The sequence below is a fragment of the Streptomyces sp. NPDC086080 genome (assembly GCF_044540255.1).
Lineage (GTDB): Bacteria > Actinomycetota > Actinomycetes > Streptomycetales > Streptomycetaceae > Streptomyces.
Window position 1 is genome coordinate 22,728 of record NZ_JBITRU010000017.1, and the last position, 17,944, is coordinate 40,671.

At 69.1% G+C, this 17,944-nt stretch carries 13 protein-coding genes and 7 pseudogenes; 9 read left to right on the forward strand and 11 right to left on the reverse strand.

All coding sequences use genetic code 11. From position 1 onward, the window contains the following. Nucleotides 1–110 precede the first annotated feature (110 nt). The 3 pseudogenes from ACIF9R_RS20690 to ACIF9R_RS20700 form a co-directional block, all read right to left on the reverse strand. Nucleotides 111–1,222, reverse strand: a pseudogene (locus ACIF9R_RS20690) (YncE family protein). A gap of 734 nt (nucleotides 1,223–1,956) precedes the next feature. Beyond that, a pseudogene (locus tag ACIF9R_RS20695) lies at nucleotides 1,957–2,463 on the reverse strand (gluconokinase). A 70-nt stretch (nucleotides 2,464–2,533) separates the two neighbouring features. Then, nucleotides 2,534–3,835, reverse strand: a pseudogene (locus ACIF9R_RS20700) (glucose 1-dehydrogenase); the annotation flags it as partial. On the opposite strand from ACIF9R_RS20700, the gene ACIF9R_RS20705 reads away from it, so the two are divergent. Further along, the gene (locus ACIF9R_RS20705) at nucleotides 3,776–4,339 is read left to right on the forward strand and encodes a DUF6328 family protein (RefSeq protein WP_399981987.1); all 564 of its coding nucleotides are present in this window, start codon (nucleotides 3,776–3,778) and stop codon (nucleotides 4,337–4,339) included. The pseudogene ACIF9R_RS20700 and the gene ACIF9R_RS20705 sit on opposite strands and share 60 nt — an antisense overlap. Nucleotides 4,340–4,486: 147 nt before the next feature. On the opposite strand, the gene ACIF9R_RS20710 is transcribed toward ACIF9R_RS20705, so the two are convergent. Next, a complete protein-coding gene (locus ACIF9R_RS20710; protein ID WP_399981989.1) occupies nucleotides 4,487–5,320 on the reverse strand; it encodes an SDR family NAD(P)-dependent oxidoreductase in 834 nt (277 codons plus the stop codon). 237 nt (nucleotides 5,321–5,557) lie between these two features. Here ACIF9R_RS20710 and ACIF9R_RS20715 point away from each other — a divergent pair, with 237 nt between their 5' ends. Continuing rightward, nucleotides 5,558–7,729 (forward strand): TerD family protein, encoded by a 2,172-nt coding sequence (locus ACIF9R_RS20715; RefSeq protein ID WP_399981991.1) that lies wholly within the window; start codon nucleotides 5,558–5,560, stop codon nucleotides 7,727–7,729. 305 nt (nucleotides 7,730–8,034) lie between these two features. On the opposite strand, the pseudogene ACIF9R_RS20720 reads toward ACIF9R_RS20715, so the two are convergent. Continuing rightward, a pseudogene (locus ACIF9R_RS20720) lies at nucleotides 8,035–8,148 on the reverse strand (Rrf2 family transcriptional regulator); the annotation flags it as partial. Nucleotides 8,149–8,273: 125 nt separating this feature from the next. Between ACIF9R_RS20720 and ACIF9R_RS20725 the strand changes: the two are divergent. Further along, nucleotides 8,274–8,819: pseudogene (locus ACIF9R_RS20725) on the forward strand (MerR family transcriptional regulator); the annotation flags it as partial. A gap of 36 nt (nucleotides 8,820–8,855) precedes the next feature. On the opposite strand, the gene ACIF9R_RS20730 reads toward ACIF9R_RS20725, so the two are convergent. Both ACIF9R_RS20730 and ACIF9R_RS20735 read right to left on the reverse strand, forming a co-directional pair. Continuing rightward, nucleotides 8,856–9,179 carry a helix-turn-helix domain-containing protein gene (locus ACIF9R_RS20730; protein ID WP_399981993.1) on the reverse strand — a complete coding sequence of 108 codons (324 nt, stop codon included), beginning with the start codon at nucleotides 9,177–9,179 and terminating at the stop codon, nucleotides 8,856–8,858. 134 nt (nucleotides 9,180–9,313) lie between these two features. Further along, nucleotides 9,314–9,688: an ArsR/SmtB family transcription factor gene (locus ACIF9R_RS20735; protein ID WP_399981995.1), complete on the reverse strand. Its 375-nt coding sequence runs from the start codon at nucleotides 9,686–9,688 to the stop codon at nucleotides 9,314–9,316. Between the two features lie 103 nt (nucleotides 9,689–9,791). Between ACIF9R_RS20735 and arsM the strand changes: the two genes are divergently transcribed. From arsM to ACIF9R_RS20750, 3 genes and pseudogenes are all read left to right on the forward strand, one after another. Further along, nucleotides 9,792–10,685 (forward strand): arsenite methyltransferase, encoded by an 894-nt coding sequence (arsM, locus tag ACIF9R_RS20740; RefSeq protein ID WP_399981998.1) that lies wholly within the window; start codon nucleotides 9,792–9,794, stop codon nucleotides 10,683–10,685. A 788-nt stretch (nucleotides 10,686–11,473) separates the two neighbouring features. After that, nucleotides 11,474–11,758 carry a hypothetical protein gene (locus tag ACIF9R_RS20745; RefSeq protein ID WP_399982000.1) on the forward strand — a complete coding sequence of 95 codons (285 nt, stop codon included), beginning with the start codon at nucleotides 11,474–11,476 and terminating at the stop codon, nucleotides 11,756–11,758. Between the two features lie 92 nt (nucleotides 11,759–11,850). Continuing rightward, nucleotides 11,851–12,439: pseudogene (locus ACIF9R_RS20750) on the forward strand (transposase); the annotation flags it as partial. A 37-nt stretch (nucleotides 12,440–12,476) separates the two neighbouring features. On the opposite strand, the gene ACIF9R_RS20755 reads toward ACIF9R_RS20750, so the two are convergent. Next, a complete protein-coding gene (locus ACIF9R_RS20755; protein WP_399982002.1) occupies nucleotides 12,477–12,671 on the reverse strand; it encodes a hypothetical protein in 195 nt (64 codons plus the stop codon). A 423-nt stretch (nucleotides 12,672–13,094) separates the two neighbouring features. On the opposite strand from ACIF9R_RS20755, the gene ACIF9R_RS20760 reads away from it, so the two are divergent. The 3 genes from ACIF9R_RS20760 (at nucleotide 13,095) to ACIF9R_RS20770 (ending at nucleotide 15,585) form a co-directional block, all read left to right on the forward strand. Continuing rightward, on the forward strand, nucleotides 13,095–13,712 hold the full coding sequence (locus ACIF9R_RS20760) for a dirigent protein (protein WP_399982005.1): 618 nt from the start codon (nucleotides 13,095–13,097) through the stop codon (nucleotides 13,710–13,712). 284 nt (nucleotides 13,713–13,996) lie between these two features. Continuing rightward, the gene (locus tag ACIF9R_RS20765; protein ID WP_399982007.1) at nucleotides 13,997–14,476 is read left to right on the forward strand and encodes a hypothetical protein; all 480 of its coding nucleotides are present in this window, start codon (nucleotides 13,997–13,999) and stop codon (nucleotides 14,474–14,476) included. Nucleotides 14,477–14,979: 503 nt separating this feature from the next. Further along, a complete protein-coding gene (locus ACIF9R_RS20770) occupies nucleotides 14,980–15,585 on the forward strand; it encodes a lytic polysaccharide monooxygenase (protein WP_399982300.1) in 606 nt (201 codons plus the stop codon). Between the two features lie 936 nt (nucleotides 15,586–16,521). On the opposite strand, the gene ACIF9R_RS20775 is transcribed toward ACIF9R_RS20770, so the two are convergent. The 3 genes and pseudogenes from ACIF9R_RS20775 to ACIF9R_RS20785 all read right to left on the reverse strand — a co-directional run bounded on the left by ACIF9R_RS20775 (nucleotide 16,522) and on the right by ACIF9R_RS20785 (nucleotide 17,684). Next, nucleotides 16,522–17,400 carry a serine hydrolase gene (locus ACIF9R_RS20775; protein ID WP_399982302.1) on the reverse strand — a complete coding sequence of 293 codons (879 nt, stop codon included), beginning with the start codon at nucleotides 17,398–17,400 and terminating at the stop codon, nucleotides 16,522–16,524. Next, nucleotides 17,389–17,511 (reverse strand): annotated as a pseudogene (locus tag ACIF9R_RS20780) (hypothetical protein); the annotation flags it as partial. The gene ACIF9R_RS20775 and the pseudogene ACIF9R_RS20780, both read right to left, overlap by 12 nt. Further along, complete coding sequence (locus tag ACIF9R_RS20785) at nucleotides 17,466–17,684, reverse strand: hypothetical protein (RefSeq protein ID WP_399982010.1); 219 nt, start codon at nucleotides 17,682–17,684, stop codon at nucleotides 17,466–17,468. The pseudogene ACIF9R_RS20780 and the gene ACIF9R_RS20785, both read right to left, overlap by 46 nt. Nucleotides 17,685–17,944 lie beyond the last annotated feature (260 nt).

The following is a 17,944-nucleotide window of genomic DNA, read 5'->3' on the forward strand; positions in this document are numbered from 1 at the left end:
CCGATTCCTGACAGGAGCGATATGTGACGCCGGTCACATAATATGGGGTGGGCGGCTGAACCCGCGCCAGGTATCCGGACGGGGCCCGGACCCCGGGAAGACACCACCAGCTAGAAGACCACGATGCCCAGGGGCCGTTCGCCCGCCGGCAGTCGGCGGGTGCGGCCGTCGGTGAGGTCGACGACCGTGATGCCGTTCCAGTAGCCGTCGCGGGCGAAGCCGCCGGTGACGTAGGCGGTGCGCTCGTCCGCGGAGACGGCGACGTCCTCGTGCGGGCCCTCCAGCGGGATCACCTTCTCCCGTCGTCCTCCGTCCGGACGGTCAGCGACGGTCCCTCGTCCTCGGAGGGGTCGATCGGGCCCGTGCCGACGGCCAGGAGGGTGCCGCCGGGTGCGAGGGTGACACCGTGCTGGTGGGGGTTGGCCGTCATCCGCTCGATGGCCGAGCGGCCGGTGGCCGGGTCGAGTACGACGAGCCTCTCGCCCTCGAAGGGCAGCAGCAGCTTCCCGTCGGACCGGCGCACGGCCGCGTGGTGCGGCTTGAGCCAGGAGCCGAGTCCGCCCTCGGTGCCGTACGGGGCGACCCCGATGCGGCGGGTGTCGCCCGAGCGCACATCGAGGTCCGTGACGTCGAAGGAGTCGTGGTTGGTTGCGTAGACCTCGCGGCCGCCCCCCGAGACGTCGACGTCGAACGGGCGCCGGCCCACCTCGGTGGTGCCGGTGACCTCACGCGTCGTGGTGTCGATGGTCTCCAGGGCGCCGTTGCCTGAGGGCACATTGACGCCGACGTAGGCGTGCTCGCCGTCGGGTGCGAGGGCGATGCCCATGCCGCCGCCGCGGTATTCGCCGTGGGTGACCGGGCCGAGGTTCGCCGTCTCGTACGGGATCAGGCCCAGACGCTCGCGCCGGTGGGTGTCGACGACGGCGACGCCCTCGGCGGTGGCGACCCAGGCGCGGCCGTCCTCGCCGACGACCACTCCGTAGGGTGCCTCACCGACCTTCACCGAGTCGAACGGGCCCTTGTCCGGGGCGACGAACGTGACGGTGTCGGCCCCGAAGTCCGCGACCAGCAGGGTGCCTTCGAGGGTCGTGCCGGCCCGCTCCGCGCCGGGAGTCGCGGGCGCCGAGGCGGACCGGGAGCTCCCCTCCGCGGCCGGCCCGTCCGAGGTTCCGGCGGACGTGCAGCCGACGAGCAGAGCCGCGGCGGAGAGCGTCAGGACGATTCCGCGGACGGCCCGCCCCCTCCCGGCGCGGCGCGGCGTCGTGGGGCGGTGCGGCCGTTGCCGGTCGGCCGGGTCCGGGCCGGTTTCCGTCGTGCTGAGCAGTTCCACGGCCTTCCGGTGGGCGGGGCTCCGTCACCCTTCATGGCGACGCCGCCGGTGACGCCGGTGGCCGGCCATGGGATGTCGTCGCGCTCGTCCCGGGCATCCGGGTCTGCGCCCGTGGTGGCGACGTGATCGTCGAGCGCGGTGAGCGGCAGCGGTGCGTGCCGGTACGGGTCCCGGGCCTCGGTCCGGGACCCGTACCGAGGGCGGAACGCACCGCGTCGCAGTCGCCGAGGGCGGCGGCTCCAGCAGCGCACGGTGGTGCGGGTTCATGGCGGCTCTCCTGGTGGCGGCAGACGGCCCCGTCAAGGGCGGTCCGGCCGAGGCGGTCGGTGCGGTACGTCCCGGGCATCCCGGCTCCGGCACCCATTCTGGCCCCGGGGCCGGCCCCAGGCCGTCGACGGACCGGCTGGACACGATGGGCCGGCCGGTCACCGTCCGGGTCGTCCGACCGGGGGACCTGGTGTCAGGGCCTGTTCGGTGAGCCCCACACATATGCGTGCACGGCTGCCATGGGAGGGGGTCTGTGTGGTCGGCGAGGTCACCACCTACAGGCGTGGCCGCCACGTACGGAAGCGGTCCGCGGAACCGGTGGACGAGGCTGTGTCCGGGCCGGACACCCGCGTCAGCGGTCAGGCCGAGGTGACGGCGGCACGTGCGAGGGCAGCGGTGTCCTGCGGCTTGCCGTCGACCGGGATGGCCGCGCCCGCTTCGTCGCCCAGTGGCTCCAGGTCGGCGAATTGCGTATGCAGCAGCTCGGGCGGCATGAAGTGGCCCTGTCGTGCGGTGATCCGTGCGGCAATCAGCTCGGGCGAGCCATCCGGATGGAGAAAGAAGACGTTCGGCGCGGCGATGGTCAGCCGGTCACGCTAGCGGCGCTTGAGCGCCGAGCATGTCACCACTCCTCCGCTGTCGGCGTGACCGGCCAGCCACCGTGCGATCTCGTCCAGCCAGAGACGGCGGTCCTCGTCGTCGAGCGGGTCGCCCGCTCGCATTTTCGCCACATTGGCCGCGGGGTGGAGGTCGTCCCCTTCGGTGTATGGGACATCGAGGTCCCGTGCGAGCAGCTTGCCCACTGTGGTCTTTCCCGAGCCCGACACCCCCATGACGACGACCAAGGGAGCGGTGTGGTGAGACATCCAGGGCCTTTCTTCGGAGTGAGTGCCGCCCAAGAGTGCGGCATAAGAGTGCGGCCCAGAGTTCGATGAGCACCTTGACGTCGTCGGGTTGAGGTGTGAACGCCTCCGTCGCGCGCTCCAGCGGCACCCGCCGGGTGATCATCCGTTCAAGCCATGGCAGGTCGGCCTCGGCCAGGGCGTCGGCGGCCTGGTGGTAGTGACGCAGGTTGGCGTTGACCGAGCCCACCACGGCGTCGTTCTGTAGCACGATCTGCCGGTTGACGGCGCCGGCGTCCACGGTCGTCCCGCGGCCGGCGGATGACACACCGGTCAGGCACACCACCCCGTAGGGCGCGGTGCCCGTGAGCAAGGCGAGGACGGGCCCGTTCGCGCCCGTGGCCTCGATGACGACGTCCGGGCACACGGCGGAGACGACCCGCTCGGCGTCCTCCTTGTGGTAGACGGCCCCCAACTCCCGGACCAGAGCGGGCTTGAGTCCGTCGGTCACCCGGTCGAGGACATGCACCTCCAGCCCACGCTGTACGCCCAGGAGGGCGGCCAGCAGACCGATGGGTCCCGCCCCCATCACCAGTGCGCGACGCGGCTCGAACCACGAACGGCCACCGACGCGCTCGACCTGCTCCCACGCCCTCGCCACCACGGTGGCCGGTTCCATGAGTACACCGACGCGCCGCAGATGCGGCGCCAGCTTCACCGCGTAGTCGGCTTCCACACACCACACCTGTGCGCCATAACCGTCGATGTCCTTGATGCCGCGTTCGGTGTATCGGCCGTTGCGGCACATGTCGAACTCCCCGCGCGCGCAGGCCCCGCACGGCTCGGGGTCCGGCCGGCGCACCACCCCGGCGACAAGGTCACCGGCCGAGAACCCGCTGCCCGGAGGTGCCTGCCGCACCCGCCCGAGGGACTCGTGGCCCAGCACCAGCCGGTCGCGGTCCGGTGGAGCCCAGCCGTACTCGCCCCGCACGATCTCCCTGTCCGTTCCGCACACCCCCACTGCCAGGCCCTGCACCAGCAGGTCGCCGACACCCGGGGTGGGGTCGGGCACGTCCCGTACCTCCAGGGAGTCCTTGCGGTCGGGCCGCACGGTCACCGCACGCATCGCCCACCTCGTTCCTTCCAGCACGCGGGCGTCATGCCGTGCGCGCCGTTGCCCGTAGCTGTCCCGCCTTACGTGTTTCCCGCTCCGGCCTTTCAGCACCGGCCAGGTGGGACGGAGGGCGGAGCGTGGTTCGGGACAGCTCCGCCGTGCCCCATGACCTGCATGAAGACGGCGGAGACGGGGCAAACGATTGGCTTGCGACTGGGTGCCATGACAATGACGGATCGGTCGGCCGGGTCGACGGAGGAGGATGTCGCGTGCTGCGCGCATCACGGCGGCCAGGGCTCCGGCGCCGATGCGCCGGAGTCTCCGCGTGAACGGGTCAACCGCCGCTGGAACGAGGTCCTGCAGGAGACGCGGGTGACCCAGACCGGCGTGCAGATCCTCTTCGAGTTCCTGCTGGGCGTGGCTTTCGCTCCGCTGTTCCGGGAACTTGGGACGGTGGACCGCGTCATCCACGTCATCACCGTGGTCCTCGGCGCGTCGGCCACGGGATCGCTGGTAGCACCCGTCTCCATCCACCGCTTCCTGTCCGGCCAGCGCAAGAAGGACGAAGTGGTGGAGGCCGCCTGTCGCCTGATGATGTGCGGCATGGTCCTGCTCGCGCTGACCATCGGCTGCACGCTGCTGCTGATCCTGCGTTTCGTGGTTCCTGGCGTCCTCGCCGAAGCACTCGTCGCCGGGGTCATGCTGTGGTTCAGCCTCTGCTGGTACGTGCTGCCCTTCCGCCTCCGACGGCGTGTCGCTCGCCGTTCCGGAACCGACGCCGCATAGCGGACCCGGACGGGGGCGCGGGCGGGCAAGGTGACGTGGCCGCAGGCCGGAGCCACAAGCAGCGCGGTCGCGCGTCGGCCCGCAAGGATGCCGCTCCGGGCGCCTGAGCGGCTGAGCGGCTGAGCGGCTGAGCGGCTGAGCGGCTGATCATCCCCTCGTCAGGGCCGCGGGCCGTCGTCGGGCTCGCGAGACGTGGGGAGGTGAGCCGGCCCGGGCCTTGGCGGGTCGTCCCGTACGCCTTCCGCCGTCCGGCAGCAGCTTCCCTGCCGCTCCGAGCGCCTTGGCTTTCAGTGACCCGGTGACGGTCTTCTTCTCGCCCTTCACGATCGCCATGAACGCCTGCTCGGCGACCTGCGGGGGATCGTCCTTCCTCGAGGTCCCCATCCTGGTGTCCTCCGCCATCCCCGCCCTCCGGAAGAGGTCCGTCTCCGTCGCACCCGGCATGAACGACGTGATCGTCACCCCGGTGTCCGCGACCTCTTCCTGCAACGCCTCGGCGAAGGACTGCACGAACGACTTCGAGGCGTTGCAGACGGGCTGGAAGGGACCGGGCATCGTCGCGGCGACGGACGAGGTGAAGGCGATCCGGCCCTCGCCGCGCGCCACCATGGCGCGCAGCAACGGTTTGGCCAGCCGGACGGTTGCGGTGATGTTCAGGTCGATGACGGCCTGGTCGTCGGCGGGGTCGGTGTCGACGAAGGCACCGCCCCGGCCGACTCCCGCGTTGAGAGCGGCGACGTCGACCGAGAGCCCGTCGACCACTGTGAGCAGGGTTTCCGGACCCTCGAGGGTCCGGAGATCGGCGCGTACGGAGCGTACCCGCGCACCCGTCTCCCGCAAGCGGAGGGCGGCGGAAGCCAGCCGTTCGTCCTTGGCGTTGATCACGAGGTCGTAGCCGTGCCCGGCGAACTGCCGGGCCAGTTCGTATCCGATCCCGGCGGAGGCACCGGTGATCAGGGCAAGAGGCCGTGTGTCAGTCATGCCGGCCGGGGTAACCGACCTGCCTGTCGCCAAGCCCGGTCGACAGGAGAAGGCTCCCGGCACCCAGCGGTGGTCGCTGCCTCCGCTGCCCGAAGTGGGCAGAGGAGGGGTCCGCTCCCCATCACCGGCAAGGACGGACCCGTCCGAGGTGTCCCCGCCGGGGGCGACGCCGTCACGGCGCCCGCCCTGGAGAAAACTCCTGTGCGTCGCCTCGTACACCTCTGCGATCATCCCCGAATGGCGCACAGTCTCGAGTCGCTGGTCATCCGGCACACCCACCGCATCTCCGCTCCCCGGGGCTCCGCGGGCGAAGGGGCCACCGTCGCCCGGCAGTTCGACGCTGCGTTGGCCACCGTGGGCTTCAAGCTCTCGGCGTCGCTGCTGGAGCGGCTGTCCGGGCTGTCCGAGACCGCGGTCGTGCACACGGCCCGGCGCACGCTGCGCACCGTGAGAGAGATGGTGGGCGACCACGTGCGGCACAACGCGTACTTCATCGACTTTCCGGCGAACGTGCCGGACACCGAGGAGTTCTGGACGCGGTGTGTGACGCAGGCGCTCGCCGACGACGCATCGCGGGAGCACGTGCTGACACAGCTGGCGCACGGAGTGCTGGACCTGCTCAGCCTCCCCGCGTACGGCCGCTACCAGCACAGCCACGAGGAGATGCTCGCGGCGCACGACGAGCTGATCGCCTCGGCGGGCGACCGGGTGACCGTCCTGCACCTCGGGCGGGACCTGGACGACGAACTCACAGACCTGTACCTGGCGTTGGCGGGCAGCACGACGCCACTGGGCGAGGACCACCTGGGCGACCTCAGGACTCTCGCCGAACGGTGCGCGCTCGGCCCCCAGCCGGAGTCGATCCCGGTCCGGGAGAACCGGGCGGTCGTCAACGAGGCCCGTCTCGCTGTCGGCGCCGACCTCCTGCTGGACACCGTCACCGATGTGCTGCGGCTCGCCTGCGCACTGTCGGGCGGCGACGTGACGCTGCAGGAGCCGACCCGGTTCCGGAGTCTCCCGCGACCGGTCCGTCGTGCGCTGCTCGCGGGCCTCGACACCGTGGTCGCGGCGAACCCCGCCAAACTGACCGATGTGCACGCGCACCGCGAGCCCTTCAAGCGGCTCGGCGAGCGGCTCCACCCGCACGAGTACCCGCGCTGGCCGCACGCCGCCGATGTGTTCGCCGTGGCGCGGGGCGAGAAGGAGGCACGGTCCTTCGACAGCCGCGTCGAGAAGTTGCTCGACGCGTTCGACGTCCTCGGTGCGGTACGAGTGCTGAAGTCCGCTCCCGGCAAGCTGTTCCGCGCACTGGACCTCCTGCTGCGGATCGCCGCCGACCAGGATCAGCGGGACGAGGTAGTGGCCGCGGCGGTACAGGTCGCCCCCGAGGTCTCCGGCCGGGTCGTGCTGTCGGTCCGTGAGCACTTCCGTAACCGGGAACGGGAGACCGGCGAACCCCGGATCTTCATCAACGGCCGGGGCCGCGGCTGGGTCGCCACCGACGTCCGGCCGCCGGTCCCCGCCGCCGACCGCGATCGCCTGATCGGCGCCCTCGACGCCGAGATGCGCCGCAGGCTCCCGGCACCGGCCCGGCTGCTGCTCGACCCCGACATCCTCGACGTGGCGCTCCCCCTCAGCGGCAGGGCGACCGCGGCCGGGCTCGGTGTACTGCCGCGAGGTTCACTCTCGAAGGTCGACGGCGAGCAGCTGCGTTTCTTCGTGTACTGGAAGGAGACCGGGCACCGCACCGACTACGACCTCTCGGCGCTGCTTCTCCACGCCGACTACCGTACCGATGCCTGGCTCTCCTACACCTCGCTCACCGCAGTCGGCGGGGAGCACTCGGGCGATGTCACGGAAGCGCCCGACGGGGCCTCGGAATTCATCAACCTGTCCCTGGACCGGGTACGCAGCGCATTCATCGTGCCGCAGGTCAATGTTTTCGACGGCGAGGGTTTCGAGGAGGTCGAGGAGTCGTTCTTCGGTTTCATGCTGCGTGACGGTGAGCAGAAGGGCCGGCCGTTCGAGCCGCGCACGGTGCGTATGAAGTCGGAGCTTCGCGGGAGGGGCCGAGTGGCGCTGCCCCTGGTGTTCCGGCGCGAGGACGACGGCCGGTGGCGCGCCAAGTGGCTGCACCTGTATCTGAAGGGCATCTCATCGGCCAACCGGGTCGAGGAGAACCAGGTGTCGGTGTCCAAGGTGGTACGCGCCATCGTGGAACGCGAGTATCTGACGGTGCGGTACCTGACCGGCCTGATGTCCGACCACACCACGGCCCCGGAACTGTGGAGCGGCGGGTCCGTCCCGGACGTACCCGTGCTGTACATCGGCCTCGAACGTCCCGAGGGTCTGCACCCTGACTCGCGAGTCATCACCCTGGAGAATCTGCGCGACTTGATCCCGAGCTGACTGCTAGGGTCACCTGTGGCGAGGCCATGAAAGGGCTTCCTTCTCAACTTTCCTGAAACAAGTTCTTTCGCTTTCCTCGCCCTCGACGTTCACTTCGGGCGGTGCTCCGGCGCCGCCCGAAGCGTTTTTCACAACCCGTCGGTGTAGAGGCCCGAGCCCGTGCCGGAAGTCCTCGTGACCGCGGGGGTCGCAGTGCGCAGGACTGCCCGGCCCACAGCTGTTCGTCGAGTTCGTCCAGCTCCGCGCGCCGCGCGGTGATCCGTTCCAGCAGCTCGGGATCCAGCATGCACCGGATCCTGGAAGGCCACCCGCCGCCGGGACTCCACGAGCCCGGCCTCGCGCAGCTCTCCGGACAGCCGTCTGATCACCACGGGGCTGGTGTGCGCGCTGGTCGCGATCTGCTCGGAGGTGGCGACCTCAGCAGCGAAGGACGGCCCTGCGGTCACTACGGAGGAAGGGCGCATTTCCTGGCATTGGCGCGACGCGGTATGTGTGTCAGGGGTTGCACCTTCCGTAGCGGCATGTGGTCCGGTGGACTTTCGCGATGCCTTCAGGAAAGGTCCCTGCTCATGTGTTCGTCTTTCGTGCCCCCCGTCAGGTCAGGATCGGTGACGCGGCGGCCTTCGTCGGCAGCACGCCACGGGCGATTCGCCATTACCACGAGATCGGGCTGCTCCCCGAGCCCGAGCGGGGCGGCGATGACCGCCGCCGCTACGGGTACGAGAACATGATCCGCTTGCTGTGGATCCGCAGGATGGCCGACGCCGGGATCGCCCTGGACGACATCCGTGATGCCCTCACCACCGGCACGGCTTCCGTCGGCGCGGACGGTGGAGCAGATATCGCGGGCATCCTGGAGCGGTGGGAGGAAACCCTCGCCGAGCAGGAGGCGGAACTGTGGCGGCAACGGACCGCCGTGCGGCGGAGGCGCACCGAAGGCAGCCGGATGGGCCCGCTCTCCGACTTCGTCACCGAACGCCTCAAAAGCCTGCCCGAGGGCTCCCTGCGTCAGGCGGACCTGGACAGTCTGCTGGTCACTGAGCGGATCTTCGGCCCGCTCGGCGCGGCCGTCCAGGCCACCCGCTTCGTGCCTCCACGGTGTAGCTCACGTGGAACAGGCGGCCGATCAGAGTCTCACCCGCGCCAGCGTCCACCGCTGGTCGGCCCAGCCGTGAACGAGCAGGCCACGCTCCAGCTCCCGTTCCAGCCTAGCGATCTGGGCCGGACCGAGCCTGGACCGTCCCGGAGATCCCTTCGACAGGATCCCGACCTCGCCCCGTTCACGCCAGGCTCGGCGCCACCGCTCCACCGACCGCTCGGTCACCCGCAGAGCAGCAGCGATCTCCCGGTTCCTCTCCCCGCCCTCGAAGCGTTCCACGGCCTGCAGCCGGATCCGCTCCCTCGCGGCCCTCGCGGCGTCGGTCAGCCGGCCGCCCTGCGCGTACCTCACAACACCACGGCTGCCGAAGCCGACCGACCCGTGTCAGGCGAGCAACGCCGACATCACTCATTCAAGTTCAGCAGCCGGCGGACCGGTCGTGGGTGGAGAGCTTCGGCGGCCACGCGGCAGCCGAAGGGATACGCTCATGCAGTCGCTCCTGCCGTCTGCGGCGTGGTCAGGAACGCGGCCAGCTGGTCCAGGACGCCGGGCAGCATCCAGTAGTACACCCACGTTCCGCGGCGTTCGCAGTCGACGAGGCCGGCCTGGCGCAGCAGCTTGAGGTGGTGGGAGATCGTCGGCTGGGACAGATCGAAGGCGGGTGTCATTTCGCACACGCAGACCTCACCGCCGTCCCGCGAGGCGATCATCGACAGCAGCCGCAGCCGGACCGGGTCCCCGAGGGCCTTGAACACCTTCGCCAGCTGAGCCGCGTGCTCATCGTCCAGCGGCGCGGACGCCAGACCATTGCAGCAGCCGTCGGTTCCCTGGCCGATCACCTCAAGCTCTTGTTTCGACATTGCTCTATGTTGACGTTTTTCGATTCAAGGCGCAAGGTTGTATCAAAGAACGTCAATACAAGCCGTTCCGGGGCCGTCATGCCCCGTCACCCAGGAGTGAGCCATGGCCGAGCATTCCACCGACCTGCGTGAAACCGTCCGGGAACGCTACGCCGCGGCGGCCGTGAAGGTCACCGAGGGCAACGCCGCCTGTTGCGGGCCGCAGCCCGTCGAGGTCGACGAGAACTTCGGCTCCACTCTCTACGCCGCCGACGAACGCGACATCCTGCCCGCGGAGGCCGTCGCCGCCTCCCTCGGCTGCGGCAACCCCACCGCCGTCGCCGGCCTCCGCGAAGGCGAGCGCGTCTTGGACCTCGGCTCCGGCGGCGGCATCGACGTCCTGCTCTCCGCCCGCCGCGTCGGCCCGACGGGGAAGGCGTACGGACTGGACATGACCGACGAGATGCTCGCCCTGGCCCTCGCCAACGCCGGCAAGGCAGGCGCGACGAACGTGGAGTTCCTCAAGGGCACCATCGAAGCAATCCCGCTGCCCGCGAACACCATCGACGTCGTGATCTCCAACTGCGTCATCAACCTGTCCGTCGACAAGCCCGCTGTCTTCGCCGAAACCTTTCGCGTCCTCAAGCCCGGCGGCCGTATCGGCATCTCCGACGTCGTCGCCGACGACACCCTCACATCTGACCAGCGAGCCGAACGCGGCGACTACGTCGGCTGCATCGCCGGCGCCCTGTCCTTCGCCGAATACCGCCAGGGCCTTGAAGCCGCCGGCTTCACGGGCATCGAGATCACCCCCACCCACCAGGTCGCCGACGGCATGCACTCCGCCATCGTCCGTGCCACCAAGCCGACGGCCACTGACACGCCCACCGAGACCACCAAGTCGGCCGACGCGTGCTGCGGCGTCAACGCCTGCTGCACCTCCGGCGAGACCTCCGCCGACCCCGCCCTGACCGTCACCGAGGCCAAGACGGCATCCGGCTGCGGCTGCCAGAACTGACGCCGCCACCTCGCCCTGATCGCGTACCCGCCGTTTACTGGCACGCTCTCGACAGAGCAAGGCCCGGGCCGGGCGTCCGGGCCTTCGCCGTGCCGCGTTGACCACTGGAGCCAAGAACGGTGGTCGGGTGGAAGGCATTACCGCATGACCTGGTCCCTGCCCGAGCCGATGCTCACCGTGGCCGTGGAAAGCCCTGACATGCCCGCTGGGTGGGCTGCGGAGCCGAAATGGGATGGACCGTGCCCACCTCGCCGTGTACGCAGGCGGGCGGGTGCTGCTGCGCTCACGGCGCGGCACGGACATGACAATCTCCCGAGATCCGATCGGCGGCCCTGGCGCAGCTGTCGGCGGATACCGGGATTGATGGGGTTATGTGACCTGTACAGGTGTCTCAGACCCAGGGTGTCTCAGGCGGCGCACCTCCGTAGAGGAGACGCGTTCGCCGCCGATAGTTCGGGGAGCCGAGGCAGGAGATAGGGTCGTGCGGCCGTTGTCTGGTCCCAGCGATGTGTAGGCGGTCCCCGCTCTTCTGTAGGCGAGTGCGCCCGCGTCCCAGTTTTCTGTAGGCAGGTTCCGAGTCCGTCGGCCTGTGTCGGTGGCTGGGCGCTCCTACGGTCGTGCCGTCAGTCGGCGGCATTCCGGAGGCCCGGAGTCCTGCCCCCAGCTATGTGTAGGGAGTCCCACGCTTTTGTGGGTGAGTGGCCCGCGTTCCGGTGAGGTGTAGGCGGGATCTGCATCTGATGGCACGAATTATGCTGAGGCCCCACCTCATCAGCTCAGGGAGCTTCGTGCCGCCGTCCTTCGCTCATCAGATAACCAAGTACAACCCCGCCGACCGTGACGAGCGCGGGCACCACACGGGTGCTGAGGACACGGTGAGCGACCACGGACCGGTCGAGGTGGCCTACTTGGAAGCGATCACCGCCTTCGCACGGGAAGCGGGCATCGACACACTGGAGATCCGTGAACCCGAGGTCACCGGCTTCGTCAACTTCGGCCTGGAAGAACCGCTTGCCGGCCATGGCCTCGCCGGCCTGTTCCCGCCGGACTCAAGGCAGCCCCATTTTCCCTGATCAAGGGCATAGAAGCCCTCGCAGGAAGTAGAGGCGCGGCAGTCGGGACTGCGAAACGTTCGGTGTCACTCCTGGTCAAGGAAGACGCACCGATGACCAGCGAAAACGTAACCGAGCCCGGGACCACCGAGGCGGCCGCGCTGCAGCCGTCGAAGTCCGTGGACGACCAACTGATCGACGAGCTGGTGGGCCGCGCCCAGGCCGAGGGCCTGCAGCCGACCGGCGAGGGCGGGCTGTTGCAGCAACTCACGAAGCGACTGCCGGAGTCCGCCCTGAAGGGCGAGATCACCGACCACCTCAGCTATGACAAGCACGACCTGGCCGACAAGAACGGTGGCAACTCCCGCAACAGCACCCGCGGCAAGACCGTGCTCACCGAGGTCGGACCGGTCAAGACATCGGTGCCCCGCGACCGGGACGGCGCCCTCGAGCCGAAGATCGCGCGCAAGCGGCAGATGCGCCTGTCCGGCGTCGACGAAATGGTGATCCCGCTGTCCGCGAAGGGTCTGACGACCGGCGAGGTCCAGACCCACCCGGCCGAGGTCTACGGAGCCGACATCTCCCGCCGGACCATCTCCACGATCACCGACAGTCATGGACGGCATGGCCAAGTGGCAGAACCGGCCCCTCGACCCCATCTACCCGGTGATCTTCATCGACGCCATCCACGTGAAGATCCGGGCTCTGTCAATGATCTTGTGAACTGGACGGTCGAGACTCACTGTGTGAGCAGGACGCGTTTGCGAAGGAGATCGAGGCTGGCCCCGCCGAGCATCCGGCGTTTCAGCATCTTCAGTCGGTTGATGTTGCCCTCGACGGCGCCGGAACCGTGCGGCAGAGACAGCCCGTTGCGGACCGCGTCGAAGTCGCGGCGAAGGTCGCGGGCGAAGCCCGCAAGCGGAGACGTCTCCACCGGGCAGGACGGAGGCGAACCGGTGAGGTCTCACCGGTCTCGGGCGAGGGCGGCGTTTGTCCGCGCGCCCTGACGGACCCGCCACACGCACGGCCTATCCCCCTCACCCAGGGAAAGGCACCCCAATGGCCCCATTGCCGTCCTTCTGCTGAGCACGACGCCACGGCCGCCATTAGCGTTTCCACCAGACGGAGGGCCCGTCATGAATGAACTCGGACGAGTGCGTCACCACCAGGGTGAGCGTGCCGGGGATTCCCGGGGATACCGCGGGGCTTCTCGTACGTTCTCGCCCACGGCCCGGGGAACCGCCCGGGTGTCCCTTCCCCCGTCAACCGACCGGACACGCCACCGTCCTGCTGCGTCGACTTCGGACGAAGCCTGGCGACACTGGCCCTGTTCATTCCCACAAACACGGAGGCGACCATGGGCTTCGCCGGCCGACCCTTCATATTCTTCGCCGTTGCGGTTCTCTGCTGTTCTGCCGGGCTCACCCTCATCGGGCCCGCGTCGGCCGAGGTTGTCCCCTCGCGGACAACTCCCGCTGCGGCGCACCGCCCTGACGACGGCTCCTCGGCGAAGAGCCGCGCCATCCACGTAGAAGCTCGGCTGCACGTCGGCGAAGAGCTCGATCTGGGGGCGGCGGGCCGCAGTGTCGGCGACCAGTTCGTCTTCAGCGGAAACCTGACGTCGACCGAGGGACGCGAGGAGCGCGTCGTCGGGCGCATCGGTGGGTTCTGTGTCATCACCGACCTCGAACGCAACGCGGGACAGTGCGCGTCGACCGCGGTGCTGCCGGAAGGTCAAATCACCGTTCAGGGCGAGCAAGCCGGAATTCCCGTACCGGTTCCGATCGTCAACGCGATCACCGGAGGCACCGGGGAGTTCCGTAGGGCTCATGGTCAGGTGAGGCAGCGGGTGTTGACGCCGGCGACCTGGCAACTCACGTTCGAGCTCTCCGACGTGCGGCCTCACCGGACCGAGGACGGTCGCGGTCCGGCCGAGGCGCCGACGCCCGTGCGTCTGTCCTTCCCCGGCAAGTAGCCGCGCCGAGTGGCCCCGCCGCCGCCCGCGACGCGGTGACGGGAACAACCGCTGCAACCTGCACCAGGCATCGGAGAGTTTCGTCACAGGCCCTTTCTGGTCGTCTTTTTCTGCGCGACCAGACGGAGGGGGGTCATTCGGACCGGTGCCGGCGCAGCCCCGGTCGACCGTGAGGCGCGCCGGTCCGAAGACGGTGCGCAGCGTCTCGGGAACACGCACCCATCACCACATGTGGAGACGTCGTGATCAAAAACTTCCGTAGGCTCACAGGCTGGGGTGTCGCCATGGCATCCGTGGCGGCCACTGCCACGGCCGTCACGGCCACGATCGGCGCAACCGCCGGTGGCCCTCCGAACCCGTCCCCGACCACCCCGCAGGCCCGCCCGACTGCCGGTCAGGGGAAGGAAACGCAGACCGAGCCCCAGCCGGCGGAGCGCCGGCGGATCGCCTCATCGGTCCTGGACGAGGACTTCAAGTTCACACTCACCGCTCTGAGGTCGCGGACCGACCCGCTCGCCGCATCCGTGCGCCTGCAGGTCTTCACCTTCGACAATGGCGCGTGGAGGGAATCGGACCGTGCTCTGGTCGGCAAGGCGGATTCCTGGTTCTGGTTCCCGCTGACCGGCCGCCACGCGGTGTGTGAGTTCTCCACCTCCGGTGCAGACCCCGCACCAGTTGCCGTCAGCGTGCTGATCACGCCATCGATCGGCTGCTCACCGACCGACAACTTCCGCATCGACAACGGCCAGATCGTCCCTGCCTGACAACGGCCTCGGCAGACGACTACTCGCCCGTGCGAAGACGGGACTGCAGAACGACGATCTACAGTCCCTCCTGCGGCTGGCGTCGCGCAGAGCACGGGACCGGAGGATCCCACGGCTCGAGGAGCACTGCGGGCGGCCGGGCAGGAGACCACCCCGATCCGTAACTGTCCGGACCGGACGCTGCCAATGCCTCCGCATCACCTGCTGGGACTCCGTTAGGGTCTGTCTCGATCTCGAAGTCGTGGGTGGCTGCTGGGGGGCAGGGGCTGTTGGCAGGTGGTGCATGCCAGTTTGGCTCCCGGCTCACGGCAGATTCCCTGCTCGTCACTCAGCCCTATGATCAACTCCGTTCTTTTCATTGACATTTCACTCAGAAGACGTACCTTTGGGAGCGCTCCCATAACAGTCCTGCAACTGGAAGGAGTTCCCCCCACATGCGCAACCAGAGTCCGTTAACCGGTCGTTCGCGGTCGTCCCTCCGCCGGCCTCTCCAGGCGCTCGTCATGGTGTTCGCCGTGGTTGTCGGCGCACTGGCCTGGTCGGCTCCCGCCCAGGCTCACGGCACCATCGTCAACCCCGCCTCCCGCGCGTACCAGTGCTGGAAGACGTGGGGCAGCAACCACACGAGCCCGGCCATGCAGACCCAGGACCCCATGTGTTATCAGGCCTTCCAGGCCAACCCCGACACCATGTGGAACTGGATGAGCGCGCTCCGCGACGGCCTCGGTGGCCAGTTCCAGGCGCGCACCCCCGACGGGACGCTCTGCAGCAACAACCTCTCGAGGAACGCAAGCCTGGACAAACCCGGGCAGTGGAAGACGACCAACATCAGCAACAACTTCACGGTCCAGCTGCACGACCAGGCGTCCCACGGTGCCGACTACTTCAAGGTCTACGTGAGCAAGCAGGGCTTCAACCCCACGACCCAGACCCTGGGCTGGGGCAACCTCGACTTCATCACGCAGACCGGCCGCTTCGCCCCGGCACAGGACATCAGCTTCAACGTCAACACCTCCGGCTACACCGGACACCACATCCTGTTCGTGATCTGGCAGGCCTCGCACCTCGACCAGGCCTACATGTGGTGCAGCGACGTGAACTTCGGCTGAGCCGGAGAGCGCCGCACACGGCACCGGTCCGTGCCGGGCGCCGATAACCCGCCGTCCGGCCGACCGAGCCCCGTCGGGGCAGGGGACCCATTTGGTCACCCTGCCCCGACGGGGCTCCCTGCGCCCCCGAGGTGAACACACCCGATCGCACGGCAGTCGGCTCCCACCGTCTCGTCGTACGGCTCCGGCACTCAACAGCCATGGGGGAATCCTCGGCACCGTCAGCCCACCGGGGCGTATCGCGCCGCCCGGCGTAACCGCGCCGCCCTGGCTTCCCCGGCCGCCGGCGACTTCCGGAGCTCTCATGTCCTGCCGAAGCTCCCTCCGGGAGCACGCCTCACTCACAACACGGGGAACGAGTGCCGGTAAGGGGACTGCCGGTCGCTCAGGGCTGCACCGCACCGAGCGGCGAAAGACGATGAGGGTCTGCCGCACGAGCACATCGTCGCCGGTCTCGCCGCAGCCTCGCGCGCCGGGACGATGACCGCCGACGCCGTCGCCCTGGAGACCCGCAAGGCAGCCCAGACCGGGACCGGGCCCGACCTGGCAGGCCGGCCGCTGCCTGCAACGCCGGCGAACGTGACGTTTCTCTGCACGAGTGGAAGCTGTCCCATCTCCCGCCAGACACCGGGCCACTACCGTCGGTGAACCCCTATGACCAGTTGCTCCGACGTCGTCGCGCCAGCGGCATCGACCACCGACAAGGAGAAACACAGTGACTCTGCCCCGCCAGCGAGGCCTGACCGAGCAGGCCGCCGACGCCGCCATCGACACTGCTTGCCGCATGCGCTCGGCGTGGCAGCCGGGATGGTGGGAACCCGTACACCACTTTCCAGGACGCAACCAAGAGTCTCGCTGGTCATCACCCGCTTGTAGTGCCGCCGGCTGGCGCTGCAGGGACCACCTGCGGGCCTTCGGCGGCCGGGAAGGGTCTGGTCAGATGGCCTGTTGCACCTTCCACATCAGGTCGTCGAACTCCGTGGCGAGCGAGGTGCCCGGACGTCCGGCGTTGCAGACGGCGCTCCAAGCGCGGCCGTCGGACGGCCGGACCAGGATCGCCTGCGTGCCGGGCAGGGTGCCGTCGTGCCAGATGGTTCCTACGTTGTTGACCGCCCACCCCCGGGCGTAGCCCGTCGTGGTGGGGGTGACCGGGCGGACCGCGGACGCGGTGGTCATCGCTGTTCGTGTCGCGGGCTGCAGCAGGTCGGGGGGCGTCGGCAGGCCGTCGACGGAGAAGACGAAGCGGAGGACTTCGGCCGGCGTCATGGCCCAGCCGCCGTGGGCATCCATTCGGTCGACCCGGATCTCGTAGGGTGCGTCGCGGTTGAGGCCGAAGTACATCACCTCCTGACCGTGCCGGTTCGTCGCGGTCGCGTCGGCCAGGACGGCCTGGCCGGCGCTGCTCGGTTCCGAATGGGCGTCGAACTGGCGTTGATATTCGTCGTGTGAAAGGCCGTGGGTTGCGTTCCCGGGATGGCCGGGGGAACTCTCCCAGATGCCCGCATACCGGATCTGACCGCCGGTCGGGTAACCGACCACTCGTACCAGGCGGAAGCCGCGCTGTTGCTGCGCGTTGAACTCGCTCTGGTATTCCTGCGCCGTCAGACCGTGTCGGGCCGTCCACGCGGGGCCGGCGTAGCGGTCCCAGATGCAGGCGAAGCGTGCGCCGTTGTGGTCCTCATAAGGGGACACACAGCGCAGACGGAAGCCCTCGTTGGACAGATCTGTGAACAGGGCCTGGTACTCGTCTCCGGTCAGCCCGTGGCGAGCGACCCACTCCAGGCCCTGCTCCTGTTCCCAGATCGCGTTGAACAGGACGGTGTTTCCCGAGCGGAAGACCGACAGGTCGACAGGCCGGAAGCCGTCGCGGCTCAGCGCGGTCACCGCTGTCTGGTAGTCGTTGGCCGAGATACCGTGGCGGGCCTGCCAGGCGCTCCCCCTCCTGGACCGCCCGGATACTGGCGAAGCGCGGGGTGCCTCCCCCGTTCATAGCCTGCGATCTTGAGAAGTCGGTACCCTCTCCCGGTGAACCGATCGAACTCGGCTTGGTGCTCCGCCGCAGTGAGGCCGTGACGGGCTTGCCAGTCGGTGATGATCACAATCAGCTCCCGTGCTCAGATCACTCGTCCGGGTGTGAGGCTGGGGTCAGCGAGGTGGATCTTCGACCTCACACCACTGTGCGCGGCAGTTCCCGCCGGTGTTCGGCCTGGCAAAGCGCCGGTAGACCGGGGGCCAGGCCCACGTGCGGCCCGAGGTGACAACGAAGATGATCGCGGCCGTGCCTCACGATCACCCGCCCGCCGCCGGCCCCTGCCGTGCGGACGCTTGGCCTCCGTGGGCGGCACCACCCGCCGGGACA

Coding starts and splice junctions, on each gene's coding strand:
- ACIF9R_RS20705 (WP_399981987.1), top strand. CDS start 3,776: ATGACAATGACGGATCGGTCGGCCGGGTCGACGGAGGAGGATGTCGCG.
- ACIF9R_RS20710 (WP_399981989.1), bottom strand. CDS start 5,320: ATGACTGACACACGGCCTCTTGCCCTGATCACCGGTGCCTCCGCCGGG.
- ACIF9R_RS20715 (WP_399981991.1), top strand. CDS start 5,558: ATGGCGCACAGTCTCGAGTCGCTGGTCATCCGGCACACCCACCGCATC.
- ACIF9R_RS20735 (WP_399981995.1), bottom strand. CDS start 9,688: ATGTCGAAACAAGAGCTTGAGGTGATCGGCCAGGGAACCGACGGCTGC.
- arsM (WP_399981998.1), top strand. CDS start 9,792: ATGGCCGAGCATTCCACCGACCTGCGTGAAACCGTCCGGGAACGCTAC.
- ACIF9R_RS20760 (WP_399982005.1), top strand. CDS start 13,095: ATGGGCTTCGCCGGCCGACCCTTCATATTCTTCGCCGTTGCGGTTCTC.
- ACIF9R_RS20765 (WP_399982007.1), top strand. CDS start 13,997: ATGGCATCCGTGGCGGCCACTGCCACGGCCGTCACGGCCACGATCGGC.
- ACIF9R_RS20770 (WP_399982300.1), top strand. CDS start 14,980: ATGGTGTTCGCCGTGGTTGTCGGCGCACTGGCCTGGTCGGCTCCCGCC.